This is a genomic window from Streptococcus oralis, from assembly GCF_019334565.1.
GTDB lineage: Bacteria > Bacillota > Bacilli > Lactobacillales > Streptococcaceae > Streptococcus > Streptococcus oralis_CR.
Map to the genome: position 1 here is coordinate 1,212,690 of NZ_CP079724.1, position 13,870 is coordinate 1,226,559.

General features: G+C 41.9%; 15 protein-coding genes. 4 read left to right on the plus strand and 11 right to left on the minus strand.

Translation table 11 applies throughout. The features are described 5' to 3' along the window. Positions 1-23: 23 nt before the first annotated feature. The 5 genes from KX728_RS06020 to KX728_RS06040 form a co-directional block, all read right to left on the minus strand. Positions 24-1,103 (minus strand): carbamoyl phosphate synthase small subunit, encoded by a 1,080-nt coding sequence (locus tag KX728_RS06020; protein ID WP_000166847.1) that lies wholly within the window; start codon positions 1,101-1,103, stop codon positions 24-26. Positions 1,104-1,152: 49 nt separating this feature from the next. Beyond that, positions 1,153-2,076, minus strand: coding sequence for an aspartate carbamoyltransferase catalytic subunit (locus tag KX728_RS06025; RefSeq protein WP_001293854.1), 924 nt, complete (start codon positions 2,074-2,076; stop codon positions 1,153-1,155). A gap of 18 nt (positions 2,077-2,094) precedes the next feature. Then, positions 2,095-2,616, minus strand: coding sequence for a bifunctional pyr operon transcriptional regulator/uracil phosphoribosyltransferase PyrR (gene pyrR / locus KX728_RS06030; RefSeq protein ID WP_000850018.1), 522 nt, complete (start codon positions 2,614-2,616; stop codon positions 2,095-2,097). Between the two features lie 209 nt (positions 2,617-2,825). Then, positions 2,826-3,455 carry an endonuclease III gene (gene nth / locus KX728_RS06035; protein WP_215804538.1) on the minus strand — a complete coding sequence of 210 codons (630 nt, stop codon included), beginning with the start codon at positions 3,453-3,455 and terminating at the stop codon, positions 2,826-2,828. Then, entirely contained in the window at positions 3,456-3,998 is a 543-nt protein-coding gene (locus KX728_RS06040) for a YceD family protein (RefSeq protein ID WP_139658490.1), read from the minus strand. Positions 3,999-4,166: 168 nt separating this feature from the next. Here KX728_RS06040 and KX728_RS06045 point away from each other — a divergent pair, with 168 nt between their 5' ends. Together KX728_RS06045 and KX728_RS06050 are read left to right on the plus strand one after the other, a co-directional pair. Further along, positions 4,167-4,496, plus strand: a complete 330-nt coding sequence (locus tag KX728_RS06045) for a helicase BlpT (RefSeq protein ID WP_139658489.1) — start codon at positions 4,167-4,169, stop codon at positions 4,494-4,496. Between the two features lie 330 nt (positions 4,497-4,826). Next, on the plus strand, positions 4,827-6,386 hold the full coding sequence (locus KX728_RS06050) for an ATP-binding cassette domain-containing protein (protein ID WP_139658487.1): 1,560 nt from the start codon (positions 4,827-4,829) through the stop codon (positions 6,384-6,386). A 190-nt stretch (positions 6,387-6,576) separates the two neighbouring features. Here KX728_RS06050 and KX728_RS06055 read toward each other — a convergent pair whose 3' ends face one another. The 3 genes from KX728_RS06055 to KX728_RS06065 form a co-directional block, all read right to left on the minus strand. Further along, on the minus strand, positions 6,577-7,176 hold the full coding sequence (locus KX728_RS06055; RefSeq protein WP_257474502.1) for a CPBP family intramembrane glutamic endopeptidase: 600 nt from the start codon (positions 7,174-7,176) through the stop codon (positions 6,577-6,579). A gap of 108 nt (positions 7,177-7,284) precedes the next feature. Further along, a complete protein-coding gene (gene htpX / locus KX728_RS06060) occupies positions 7,285-8,184 on the minus strand; it encodes a zinc metalloprotease HtpX (RefSeq protein ID WP_000895750.1) in 900 nt (299 codons plus the stop codon). A gap of 1 nt (position 8,185) precedes the next feature. Next, positions 8,186-8,746 carry a LemA family protein gene (locus tag KX728_RS06065; RefSeq protein WP_215804536.1) on the minus strand — a complete coding sequence of 187 codons (561 nt, stop codon included), beginning with the start codon at positions 8,744-8,746 and terminating at the stop codon, positions 8,186-8,188. Positions 8,747-8,839: 93 nt separating this feature from the next. Here KX728_RS06065 and rsmG point away from each other — a divergent pair, with 93 nt between their 5' ends. Both rsmG and KX728_RS06075 read left to right on the plus strand, forming a co-directional pair. Continuing rightward, a complete protein-coding gene (rsmG, locus tag KX728_RS06070) occupies positions 8,840-9,553 on the plus strand; it encodes a 16S rRNA (guanine(527)-N(7))-methyltransferase RsmG (protein WP_215804535.1) in 714 nt (237 codons plus the stop codon). Positions 9,554-9,872: 319 nt separating this feature from the next. Continuing rightward, complete coding sequence (locus KX728_RS06075; RefSeq protein WP_000808282.1) at positions 9,873-11,156, plus strand: uracil-xanthine permease family protein; 1,284 nt, start codon at positions 9,873-9,875, stop codon at positions 11,154-11,156. A 44-nt stretch (positions 11,157-11,200) separates the two neighbouring features. Here the strand turns inward: KX728_RS06075 and KX728_RS06080 are convergent, their stop codons facing one another. The 3 genes from KX728_RS06080 to KX728_RS06090 are packed head-to-tail and all read right to left on the minus strand — an operon-like array spanning position 11,201 to position 13,772. Next, the gene (locus KX728_RS06080) at positions 11,201-12,106 is read right to left on the minus strand and encodes a DMT family transporter (RefSeq protein WP_215804534.1); all 906 of its coding nucleotides are present in this window, start codon (positions 12,104-12,106) and stop codon (positions 11,201-11,203) included. An 8-nt stretch (positions 12,107-12,114) separates the two neighbouring features. Then, complete coding sequence (locus tag KX728_RS06085) at positions 12,115-13,050, minus strand: serine hydrolase domain-containing protein (protein WP_000870774.1); 936 nt, start codon at positions 13,048-13,050, stop codon at positions 12,115-12,117. Continuing rightward, positions 13,047-13,772, minus strand: coding sequence for a CppA N-terminal domain-containing protein (locus tag KX728_RS06090; RefSeq protein WP_001102077.1), 726 nt, complete (start codon positions 13,770-13,772; stop codon positions 13,047-13,049). Before KX728_RS06090 ends, KX728_RS06085 begins: the two co-directional genes overlap by 4 nt. Between the last annotated feature and the right edge of the window lie 98 nt (positions 13,773-13,870).

Sequence of the window (13,870 nt, forward strand, 5' to 3'; positions counted from 1 at the left end):
CTCCGACGAGCTTTTACTCGTTCTTAGTTTGCTTGTTTAAAAGCTTCCATCATCTCGATAAATTCATCAAATAGGTAACTTGCGTCGTGTGGACCAGGAGCTGCATCTGGGTGGAATTGTACAGAAAAACCTGGTTGGTATCTGTGGCGAACTCCTTCAACTGACTTGTCATTGATTTCTTCGTGGGTAATGATCAAATGCTCTGGCAAGTCCTCACGGCTGACTGCATAACCATGGTTTTGGCTGGTAAAGTCTACGCGTCCTGTTGCAATCTCACGTACCGCGTGGTTAAATCCACGGTGACCAAACTTCATCTTATATGTCTTAGCCCCGTTTGCCATGGCAAAGAGTTGGTGTCCCATACAAATTCCGAAGATTGGAATTTTTCCTTGCACACCACGAATCATGTCCAGTGCTTCTGGAACGTCTTCTGGGTTACCTGGGCCATTTGACAACATAACTCCATCAGGATTGAGGTGGAGAATTTCTTCTGCTGTTGTTGAATAAGGAACAACCGTAACGTTACAGTTGCGCTTAGAAAGTTCACGTAGGATTGAGTGCTTGAGCCCAAAGTCTACTAAGACCACACTCAAACCAACTCCAGGAGCTGGGTAGGAAGTTTTAGTAGAAACCTGCTTGATATTGTCTGTCGGCAAGACTGTTGCTTGGAGCTGATCCGTCACATGGTCCATGCTGTCCCCAACGTGAGTCAAGGTTGCACGCATAGTACCGTGCTTACGGATAATCTTGGTAAGGGCACGCGTATCAATCCCTGAAATACCTGGAATTTTCTTAGCTTTCAAAAATTCATCTAAGGTCATTTGATTCCGCCAGTTGCTAGCTCTACGTGCCTCTTCAAAAACAACGACTCCCTTACAAGTTGGAATGATGGATTCGTAATCATCACGGTTAATTCCATAATTTCCCACCAAAGGATAAGTGAAGGTCAAGATTTGTCCATTATAAGACTGATCTGTAATGGATTCTTGGTAACCAGTCATCCCTGTGTTAAAGACGATTTCGCCTGTTACATCAATGTCTGCTCCGAAGGCCTTGCCTTCAAAAACTGTGCCATCTTCTAATACTAGAAGTCTTTTTGTCATATTTTCACCTCTCGTGGACGCTCTCTGGCGTCTTTTAACGTCTTGTGTTTTAGTTGGCGTTTCTACTCGCCAATACGGATTCTAAGATTGCCATCCGAACAAAGACACCATTGGTCATTTGTTGGACAATGCGTGATTTTGGCGCTTCAACCAAGTGGTCAGCAATTTCCACATCTCGATTCACTGGGGCCGGATGCATAATGATTGCTGTTTCTTTTAAGCGATTATAGCGTTCTTGGTTCAAACCGTGTTGAGCATGGTAGTCTTCTTTTGAAAAGACCGCTCCACTTTCATGGCGTTCATGTTGAACTCGGAGTAACATCAAAACATCCACCTGATCAACAATCTCATCAATAGTTACAAACTGTCCATAGTCCGCAAACTCTTGACTTCTCCATTCCTCAGGTCCTGCAAAGAACAGTTCAGCTCCCAAGCGTTTCAAAATCTGCATATTTGATTTGGCAACGCGTGAGTGGTCCAAGTCGCCTGCAATAGCAACCTTAAGACCCTCAAAGTGCCCAAATTCCTCATAAATAGTCATCAAATCAAGCAAGCTCTGGCTAGGATGTTGTCCCGAGCCATCACCACCATTGATAATAGAAGTTGTAATCGACGGACTCGCAATCAACTCTCTGTAATAGTCGACCTCTGGGTGGCGAATCACACAGACATCCACTCCTAGAGCAGATAGGGTCAAGATGGTATCATACAATGTCTCACCCTTATTGACCGAACTAGTCTTCACATCAAAGTCAAGTCGTTCCAGCCCCAGCTTAATCTCTGCCACTTCAAAGGACTTATGTGTCCGTGTAGAATCTTCAAAGAAGAGATTCGATACGATAGGTTTGTTCTCGTAGGGAAGTTGGGCTCCGTTTTTAAACTCGATTCCTCGTTTGATCAATTTCATCACTTGATCGACAGTGAGGTCTTCCATGGAAACCACATGGTTCAGTGCTTGTTGATTTTCTGACATGGCTACTCCTTCAGCTTTCTAAGCTTCTTCAGTAATCAGAACTCTGTCTTGGCCATCAAGTTCTGTCATCTCTACGATGATTTCTTCAGAACGGCTAGTTGGGATATTTTTCCCAACGTAATCTGGACGGATAGGCAATTCTCTATGTCCACGGTCAACTAGCACCGCAAGACTCACGCGCGCAGGACGACCATGGCCGACAATGTTATCAATAGCGGCGCGGATGGTACGGCCTGTATAGAGTACATCATCCACCAAGATAACTTCACGGTCTGTCACATCAACAGAAATCAAAGAAGTATCTTCTCCGCTTTTAACATCATCACGGAAAGGCTTGGTGTCCAGTTCCACAACAGGAACAGTGATATTTTCCAACTGCTCCAAGCGTTCTTTGATACGATGAGCGATGAAAACACCACGCGTTTTTATCCCAGCTAGGATAATTTTATTCAAATCCTTATTGCGCTCGATAATCTCATAAGTAATTCGCGTAATCGCTCGTTTGACAGTCAATTCGTCTACAACTTCTTTTGTCTTCATGACAAACCTCCAAAAAGAAAAGTCTCCTTACACAAGGAGACTTGAAATGTATAGCCAAGCGAGCCCTACTGTATACAGTATAGACTTACCCTTCTACTTTATCGCGCTCCTTGCCTGCCTCACGGGACAGGTTTAAAGGACTATTTAGTTACCATTTACTATAGCACAAAGCACCCTTAAAATCAAGCAAAAACTTTTTCAGAGTCCCCTTAAACATTGCTAAAATCATATAACTGGGGATAGTGGTCACATTCTGGATTTTTGGGATGACAGATAGCTCGTCCAAAGTAAATCATGGCCTGGTGAGCTGCTAACCATTCTTCTGGTGGCAAGACATCCATAACACGTTTCTCTACTTCAAGTGGCGTAGCTGATTTTTTAACGATATCGTGATGTTTGCAAATACGCTCCACATGAGTATCGACTGCGAAGGCTGGGATTCCATAGCCCACACTCATGACAACATTGGCTGTCTTACGACCAACACCTGCTAGATTTTCTAATTCTTCACGTGTCTGAGGGACTTGACCATCAAAATCATCTAGTAACTGTTGGGCACATTTTTTAAGGAATTTAGCCTTATTTCGATACAGTCCCAGATGAGAAATGTGTGAAGCAATTTCACTCTCTGTCGCTACAGACATGGCTTGCGGCGTTGGAAAAGCAGCAAAGAGCCCTGGTGTGGCCTTATTTACCGCTGCATCTGTGGTCTGGGCTGACAGCATCACCGCAACCAGTAGTTCAAAATGATTGGTAAAATCAAGACTAGGCTTAGCATCTGGAAAGAGGGCAATAATTTCCTCTATGACATGACGGGCACGTTTCTTAGATAAAACCATCTACTCGTCTCCATCAAACAGTCCTTGCAAGCCAGCAAATGGACTGTTTTCTTCTTTCTTGACTGCTTGTTGGGCTTGGTATTCATCTTCAGTCATGATTTGCCAGTCATTTCCTGACACAAAACCTTGGCCCGCCTCTTCTTCTGCCGTCAAGACCTTGATAGGGATATTGAGCAGAATATTATCTGCTACGCTCTCAGCAAGGTCGATTTCCCCATTTTCGATAGGCAAGACCAAATCATCATCTAGAACTTCCTGGTCTAGTTGGTTGGTCGCTCCTTCCATGAAAACTTCTGTGACTGGATAAGACTCAGCCAACTCAACTGGCTCCATACTGCGGCTGGAAGCAAGGACAATGGTATATGACAACTGATAGTCCAAGAAATACAGACGGTCTTCGTACTGCACCTTCCCCACTGCAAGGATATCTTTGACATCTAAAATCTCTTGATTTCGTTTACACAAGTCTGCTGCCAGGTCTAAAGCTTGTTCAAAATGTAGGCCTTCAGGTTGCTTACGAATTTCTTGAATGTTTAACTTCATATTTCCTCCATAAAGATGTACTCACTTGATTATACCATGAAAAGGCTATAAGTCAGCCTCCCAAACTTTGAGATTAAAATCTCATTTTTTAACATATTTACTATGACAAACTTTCCTATTAGTGCTATACTATAGGCAAGAATACATCAGAGCAAGGAGAATGCTCATATGGAAGACAAAGCACTCATCACTGAAGCTTATCGACTCCTTTCCGAGTTAAATAAAAGCTACCAAAGCTGTAAACAAGGAACAGCTGATGATCTTCGACTGCAAGAGCTGCTGAACACCACTCTTAAGGAACTAAAAACAGCAGAAAAGCTGGACAACAGTATCTTAATCGACCTTGAGAAATTTTACCAACGCACCAGTCTTCTGATTGGACTGGGTAGCCTAAAACTAAATGATCAAGCACGCACCGCTTGGCGAAACTATGACAAGTTCCATTACGAGCACGTCAAACACGTACTGACTCTCTATGGACCTGTTTTTGGATTTTAGAGTTTAGAATTTTGGATTTTCTATTGACAAAATTTCCTTAAAGGTATAGGATAGAGATACTAATACTCGGAGGTATGGGAGACATGAACAACTAATCTATCAAATAAAGAACTTTATTTAGTAGATCTTGTTTTTGTCTCTTTTTGTGTGCTCTTTTTATACTAGATTTTCTAGTATCTTGTCCTCATTGAAAATCGAAAAACTAGAAAGCTATGCTCCTCTTGAGTTGGGTTAGGCAGCTCCAAGCTAGTTTGACGAGTTTTTCAACGAGGATAATAGAGTTTTTGACAGTGACTTTGGGCTCTACTAGATAAAGTAGAGCTTTTTGTTATGCAATATCGACATTCTAGAAAGGGCAAGAATATGATAAAAATCAATCATCTAACCATCACGCAAAACAAAGATCTACGAGATCTTGTATCTGACCTAACCACGACTATCCAAGACGGGGAAAAGGTTGCTATTATTGGTGAAGAAGGAAATGGTAAATCGACTTTACTACGAGCTTTAATGGGGGAAGCATTACCTGATTTTACTATCAAGGGCGACATCCAGTCTGATCTTCAATCACTGGCCTACATTCCTCAAAAACTCCCTGAAATCCTGAAAAATAGGACTCTACACGACTACTTCTTTTTGGATTCTGCTGATTTAGACTACAGCATTCTTTATCGTTTGGCGGAGGAGTTGCACTTTGATAGCGACCGTTTTGCTAGCGACCAAGAAATTGGTAGCCTCTCGGGGGGCGAATCTTTGAAAATTCAGCTCATCCACGAGTTAGCCAAACCCTTTGAGATTCTATTTTTGGATGAACCTTCAAATGACCTAGACCTTGAGACGGTTGATTGGCTAAAAGGTCAGATTCGAAAGATTAGGCAAACTGTTATTTTCATTTCCCATGATGAAGACTTTCTTTCTCAAACGGCTGATACTATTGTCCACTTGCGACTGGTCAAGCATCGGAAAGAAGCGGAAACGCTAGTCGAGCATTTAGACTATGATCGCTATAGTGAGCAGAGAAAGGCTAATTTTGCAAGACAAAGCCAGCAAGCTGCTAACGACCAGAGAGCCTATGACAAAACCATGGAAAAACATCGCCGCGTCAAGCAAAATGTGGAAACTGCACTTCGAGCTACCAAAGACAGTACTGCCGGTCGCCTATTGGCTAAAAAGATGAAAACTGCTCTCTCTCAAGAAAAACGCTTTGAAAAGGAAGCTCAGTCCATGACCCAAATGCCACTTGAAGAGGAACAAATCCAACTTTTCTTCTCAGACATCCAACCATTACCATCTTCTAAAGTCTTAATCCAACTGGAAAAAGAAAATTTATCCATTGGCAAGCGCATTTTAGCTCAGGAGTTACAACTAACTGTTCGTGGCCAAGATAAAATCGGTATCATCGGGCCAAATGGTGTTGGAAAATCAACACTGTTAACCAAATTGCAACAACTGCTCAGCGCTAAAAGAGAAATATCGCTTGGTTTTATGCCACAAGATTACCATAAAAAACTGCAATTGGATTTATCTCCAGTAGCCTATCTCAGCCAAACTGGGGAAAAAGAGGAACTACAGAAAATCCAATCTCACCTAGCCAGTCTCAATTTCAACTATCCAGAGATGCACCATCAAATCCGCTCCCTATCTGGCGGTCAACAAGGTAAACTCCTACTTTTGGATTTAGTGTTGCGCAAACCAAACTTTCTCCTTCTGGATGAGCCTACACGTAATTTTTCTCCCACTTCTCAACCTGAAATCAGAAAACTATTTGCCTCTTATCCTGGCGGTCTGATCACTGTTTCGCATGACAGACGCTTCTTAAAAGAGGTCTGTACGAGTATCTATCGTTTGACAGATCGTGGTTTGGAAGTTGTTGATTTACAAGATTTATAAATGTTGAACATAGCAAAAATCCAGAGACGATCTCTGGATTTTGTTTACACACGTCTTTCTTGGGATCATTGATATAAAGAGCGCTTCTGGCGTCTTTTACGTGACAGATTATGCTCTGACTTTTGTTTAAATTATATAAGCTAGAAATCATTTTTTACTATTTTACAGCTCAAAGCATTCTAATGCATCATTATCTCATATACAAAAAGCAAAATGCAACCAGATTATTGAGGACATGCAAAAGAATGGAATTCCATAGGTTGTCAGAAGTCTTATACCTTACCCCAAATGCAAATCCCATACCTAAATAGCTGATAAAGCTAGGAATAGTATAGGGACCATGCAGATAAGCAAAAAGAAGCGACGTGGCAAACAAGCCAAAATATGTATTCTTAAATACTATCCCCTGTAACATACCTCGCATAAAGATTTCTTCCGTGACAGGTGCCAAAACACAGAGATCCACAAAAAGTACAGACCATGAAAGTGATAAACTTTGCACAGTTTGAGTTGTGTCTGATTGGGTAGGGCCTAAAAAATTGACCAAAATATAAAAGAGGAAAAGCAAGGCGTATGAAAGAAAACATTTAAGAATATCTTTTAGGTAGATTTTCCGAATGTGAAACAAGTCATACTTTTTTCCTACATATAAAAATATTGCAAGTTCAACAAGCGTAAAAAGGATGGATAGCGGTAATGAATTTATTCGCATAATTATCTCTGCTATACTCAAATGAATTGGCATAAAAATCAAAATCAAGAAAAACGTCATCCAGCGCTTATACATCATTCACCTCAATTATATTGAATTACATATATTATACTATTTTTTGGTGAGATAACAAGTTAAAAGCGAAACACTAAAAGCAAAAATCCAGAGAGATTTCTCTGGATTTTCTTACATCTGTTTCAAGCGTTCGATTCGTTCTGAGATAGGTGGGTGGGTATAAAAGAGTTTTTGAAGTCCCCCACCTTTCTTGGGATCATTGATATAAAGAGCGCTGCTGGCATCGTCAACATGGTGATGCATCGGCTCGCTATCCTCCAACTTACGCAAGGCATTGATCATCCCTTGAGGATTACGAGTCAGCTCCACACTGGATGCATCCGCTAGAAATTCCCTCTGACGGGAAATGGCAAGTTGCACCAAGGTTGCTGCGAGAGGTGCTAGAACAATGGCTAAGAGAGAGATAACAAGCATGATAATCTCCAAACCATTTCCATCGCGATCATTATCACTCCGTCTGCGATCAGCGCCTCCCCACCACATCATCCGTCCTGCCATACTAGACAGAAGGGTAATGGCACTTGCAAGGGCAACAGCAATGGTCGAAATGCGGATATCGTAGTTTCGGATATGACTGACTTCATGCCCCATAACAGCTTCTAGCTCCTCACGATTCATGATAGCCAGAAGACCCGAAGTGGCTGCGACAGCTGCATTCTGCGGATTCGAACCTGTTGCAAAGGCATTTAAAGAAGAATCCTCAATAATGAAAACACGCGGCATAGGAATCTGAGCAACCATGGCCATATCTTCTACTACATGGTAGAGGTCTGGCGCTGTTTGCTCATCAACCTCACGCGCCCCATTCATGGACATGACAATCTCTGTCGATTGAAAGATCATAGTTAATGCATAGACAAAACCGATGATTAGGGCTATAATCATACCCCCAAGACCTGAGCGCATGAAGAGATAGCCAACCGCATAACCAACCAAGGCCAAGAGTAGGAAGAAAACCAGCAACAAAATCCAGGTTTTTCGTTTATTGCTCGCAATTTGATCAAACAACATCTTAGTCACCTAAACCGCTAAAGTCAACTTTAGGAACTGCCTTTTCCTCTTCAGGTGTTTGAAGGAAGTCTGCAGCTTTAAAGCCAAATAGTCCTGCGATGATGTTGCTTGGGAAACTTTCAAGTTTTACATTGTAGTTGCTGACAACACTGTTGTAAAGTTGGCGTGAGTAAGAAATTTTATTTTCTGTATTGGTCAACTCTTCTTGCAATTTGATAAAGTTAGCACTAGCTTTCAAGTCTGGGTAATTCTCTGCTACTGCAAAGATACCAGAAATCTGGCGGGTAAGGGCATCACTGGCCTTCATAGCTTCTGCCGGTGAAGTTGCTGCGGCTACTTGTCTACGAAGTTCTGTCACTTTTTCCAAGGTAGAACCTTCATATTTGGCATAGCCTTTGACTGTTTCAATCAAGTTTGGGAGGAGATCATTACGACGCTTCAACTGAACATCGATCTGGCTCCAAGCCTCCTTGGTCTGCATACGATTTTTAACCAAATCGTTATAGCTAACAATCACAAAAATAACAATCAGAGCCAAAACTCCAAGAATAATCCAAGTCATAATCTTATTCCTTTCTGCTTTTAGATTACTACCAGTATATCAAATTTTTAATGAATATGGTAAAATAAGATGATACTAGAGAAGGAAACTACTATGAAACCAGAAACATTTTACAGCCTACTAGCTGAGCAAAATATTTCACTTTCGGACCAGCAAAAGAACCAATTTGAACGCTATTTTGAGCTCTTGGTCGAGTGGAATGAAAAGATTAACCTGACCGCTATTACAGACAAAGAAGAAGTTTATCTCAAACATTTTTACGATTCGATTGCACCTATTCTGCAAGGCTTGATTTCAAATGAAACTATCAAACTTCTTGATATCGGAGCGGGGGCAGGATTTCCTAGTCTGCCCATGAAAATTCTCTATCCTCAGTTGGAGGTGACCATCATTGATTCGCTCAATAAGCGCATTAACTTCCTTCAGCTTTTGGCTCAGGAGTTGGATTTGGATGGTGTTCACTTCTACCATGGACGGGCAGAAGACTTTGCCCAAGACAAGAACTTCCGTGCCCAGTTTGATATGGTGACGGCTCGTGCGGTTGCCCGTATGCAGGTTTTGTCTGAGCTGACCATTCCCTATCTTAAAGTTGGCGGCAAACTATTGGCACTCAAGGCCAGCAATGCTCCTGAGGAATTGCTAGAAGCCAAGAATGCCCTTAACCTCCTCTTTAGTAAGGTAGAGGACAACCTCAGCTATGCCCTGCCAAATGGAGATCCGCGCTACATCACTGTGGTCGAAAAGAAAAAAGAAACCCCAAATAAATATCCACGTAAGGCTGGCATGCCCAACAAACGCCCACTTTAAACAATGGTGCCCCTTGTTTAAAATTCAGAAAACCATTTACAAAATCAACTTCGCTCTCACATTTCTAGGATCGGGAAAAATTCGTTTACAAAACGGACCTCACTCTCACATTTCTGGGATCGGGAAAAATTCGTTTACAAAACGAATTTTTTCTGCTATACTATCCTAAGCAAAGGTTTTTAATGTCATCCTGTGAGGTGACGAAGGCGCAGATTTATATAAATTTTTAAAAGATAGCTATTTTTTAAAAAGTCTTACTCTGAGGGCCTATTGCTGCAAAATAATGGGCTCTTTTTTGGTGCCCAAAAGTGAGGTTTTTATGAAACAGGAATCAACTGTTGACTTGTTACTAGACGTTGATCAACGTCCTTCTGCTGGTAAAGGTATTCTTCTAAGCTTCCAGCACGTATTTGCCATGTTTGGCGCAACCATTCTCGTTCCCTTAATTTTGGGAATGCCCGTATCGGTTGCTCTCTTTGCATCCGGTATTGGAACACTTATCTACATGATTTCTACTGGCTTTAAGGTTCCAGTTTACCTAGGTTCTTCATTCGCCTTTATCACGGCTATGTCTTTAGCCATGAAAGAAATGGGGGGCGATGTATCTGCTGCTCAAACGGGGGTAATCTTGACTGGTTTGGTCTATGTTCTTGTAGCAGCAAGTGTTCGTTTTGCAGGTACGAAATGGATTGATAAACTCTTGCCCCCAATCATTATCGGACCTATGATTATCGTTATCGGTCTTGGTCTTGCTGGTTCTGCTGTAACGAATGCTGGACTCGTAGCAGACGGAAACTGGAAAAACGCCCTTGTAGCCGTTGTTACATTCTTGATTGCCGCCTTTATCAATACAAAAGGAAAAGGTTTCCTTCGTATCATTCCTTTCCTCTTTGCCATCATCGGTGGGTACATCTTCGCTATGATGCTTGGTTTGGTTGACTTTACCCCAGTCCTTCAAGCCAATTGGTTTGAAATTCCTGGTTTCTACTTGCCATTTAGTACAGGTGGAGCCTTTAAAGAGTACAACTTGTACTTCGGTCCTGAAACAATCGCCATCTTGCCAATCGCTATTGTAACCATTTCAGAACACATCGGAGACCACACAGTTTTAAGCCAAATCTGTGGCCGTCAATTCCTGAAAGAACCAGGACTTCACCGTACGCTTCTTGGTGATGGTATCGCGACATCTGTATCAGCCTTCCTCGGTGGACCAGCTAATACGACCTACGGAGAAAATACAGGGGTTATCGGGATGACTCGTATCGCTTCTGTCTCCGTTATCCGTAACGCGGCCTTCATCGCCATTGCTCTTAGCTTCCTAGGGAAATTTACTGCCTTGATTTCAACCATTCCAAATGCTGTGCTTGGTGGCATGTCCATCCTTCTCTACGGAGTTATCGCCAGCAACGGTTTGAAAGTTTTGATTAAGGAACGCGTTGACTTCAGTCAAATGCGTAACCTCATCATTGCTAGTGCCATGTTAGTACTTGGACTTGGGGGAGCCATCCTCAAACTTGGGCCAGTTACACTTTCAGGTACTGCTTTATCAGCCATGACAGGAATCATCTTGAACTTGATCTTGCCACACGAAAACAAAGACTAATCATCTATATACACAAAATCCACTCGATTGAGTGGATTTTTTAATTACTTACTCTTTATTTCCAACAGTAAATCTTTCAAAGAAATAATGGTCACGGCTAGTAAAATCATAGCCATACCGACAAAATCAATCGCATAAAACTGTTCCTTCATAATCAGAAAGGCAAAGAAAACGGCAGAAATTGGTTCTATGGAAGCTAATAAACTAGACTTAACAGGGCCTATCAGACTAGCTCCTTTTAGGAAAGCTGTATAGGCAAAAACCGTTCCGATGATGATAATCCCAGCAAATGCAAAGAGAAAATCTAAGCTGGTTGGTATGCTGGCCTGTAAGACTCCTGTGAAAGGAATAGCCACTACACCAGAAATAACCATCCCAACACCAATCACCAAAATACTGCCCCACTTCTTAATCAAAGCAATAGGAAGGATGATATAGAGGGCATAGGTCAAGGCTGAAAAGAGGCCCCAGAACAGACCTAGGGGTGTGACAGATAACTGGTCAACTTTCCCGTGCGTCGCAATCAGAAAAGTTCCTCCTATAGCCAATCCAATCGAAATAATCTCAGCCAGTGTCGGTGCTACCCTATCTTTCATACAGGTATAAACCAAGATCCCAACGGGGCACACATACTGGAGAACTGTCGCTGTTCCAGCATTGGTCTCCTGAATGGCAGAAAGATAGGCAAACTGGTTTAAGAAAAGTCCGAACACTGCAAATAGCAACAGAGATAGCAGACTTTTTCTGTCTTTTATAAAAGCATAGAGTTTATTCTTTGCAGTCACGTAGGATAAGAACACCAGTGCCAAGCCTGCAATGATAAGTCGCAAATTGGTCAAGACTAAAGCAGAAATCCCGTGTGCCATCAGGTATTGGCCACTGGTTTCAGACAAGCCCCAAGCAATCCCCGCCACTACTGTATACAGAGTTCCTTTTACGGTTTTTGACATACTTCTTCCTACTCCTCTTGACGAATCATTTCCATCACTTGGTTTCGATCGACTATCCACTGGGCACGCTCATCCTTCTCATACGTTCGATTGGATAAAAAGATAGCCGCCTCCTGCTTCTCTCGATTCCACATAATGAAGGTACCTGTATAACCCGTATGGTCGAGCCAAGCTCCTTCCAGATTCCATGATAGAGACCGCTCCTTATCATCTAAAGGAGAAAAATTTCGGCTCAATTCTGCTGCAAAATCATCTTTCAAATAATGTTCCAGAAAAATCTGCAAATCCTTAACAGTCGAAAACAAACCAGCACTTCCTGCGTGTTTCCCTAATAGACGGGCTTTGGGATCGTGAATGTTTCCGGCCTCCACCCCTCTCACTGTTGGTACAGCTTGCTCAACAGGACCAAACATCGTTTCCTTCATCCCCCATGGTTCCAAAACTTGTTTTTTTATAATCTGATCCAAGTCTTGGTTAAAGATTTTTTCCAAAAGAAAGCCCAAGAGTAAAAAGTGAACGTCCGAGTATAGGAAGGCTGGCTGATTTCGTCTGTTGAGGTGAAACATGGCTTCTCTTAATTCCTCTGCCCTTAACTTGTCTCGATTGGGAATAAAGGGGTCCAAGTCTGTGGCATGGGTCAGAAGCTGCCGTATAGTGATATCAGGATAATCACACTCCGGTAAAAAATCCGTTACCGGTCGCTCAATATCGAATGTGCCCTGCTGCCACAAGAAGGTCAAAACCGTCCCCACTCCCACGACCTTACTCACACTGGCTAGATCATAAACCAAACCACTTTCTGTCTTCAAGTCTCTTTCTGGATCACTCAATCCTAGATAAGACTCTTTCCATTCACCATCCTTATAATACGCAAAAGAGGCCCCGGGATAAATCCCTGCCTCAATTTGATTTTCTATTTTTCTTAGAATTTTTTCCCACTTCATGCTTCTTCAAACCACAATTCAATGTTATTGGTATCTTTACCGAGGAAGAATTTTTCAGACTTAGGGACAAAGTAGCCTGTCTTTTCAAATTTCTGACGAAGACTGGTTAGATCAAAATTCTTGACTAAAAATTTTAACATCGTCAGGTCCCAAGTGACATTGTTTTCAACAGCCAAATCTGGTCCTTGTCCTTTAGTAAAGGTAATTACTGGCGCTACTCCTTCGGGATCAAGTAAACTCTCTGTCCCTTCAGGTAAACGCAACTCCATAGAAACCTCAAATTGGCTCACGTATTTTATACTTGTATTTGAATAAAATTCAGGAACAGTTTCCAGTGGAACCAAATCTCTTATATCATCTTCTGCATGAACAAGGATCACATCCTCTTCAGGAGAAACAATCTCAAAAGCATACCCACGGTTTCCTTTAAATAGGCGAGGAAGAGACTTCATCTGAGAAAGGAGGGCCTCGATTTCAGAAGGATTCTCAACCTTTATCAAGAGTCTAGCTAGCTTCTTAAGCCCTTCAACTCTGCGTGTTCGCATGCTTGGAGCCTCTTCTAAAATCAATCTTTCAGTACCTGTCTGATCACCTAAGGAAAGAAAGGCAGACTCTTCCAGCAAAGGTTTCATCCCTAGGGTTTCAATGTAAAATTTTTCATTTAATTTTCGATTATTAACTTTCAAAGTCGGAACGATCCGAACAATCTCATTCACATTCATAAATTCCTCCAACTCTTTTATTTTAAAGGATTTTCGAATATTTTACAAGCCATATCTATTTTATTTAGAAATTTTATAACAAAAAAACTGGGATTCCC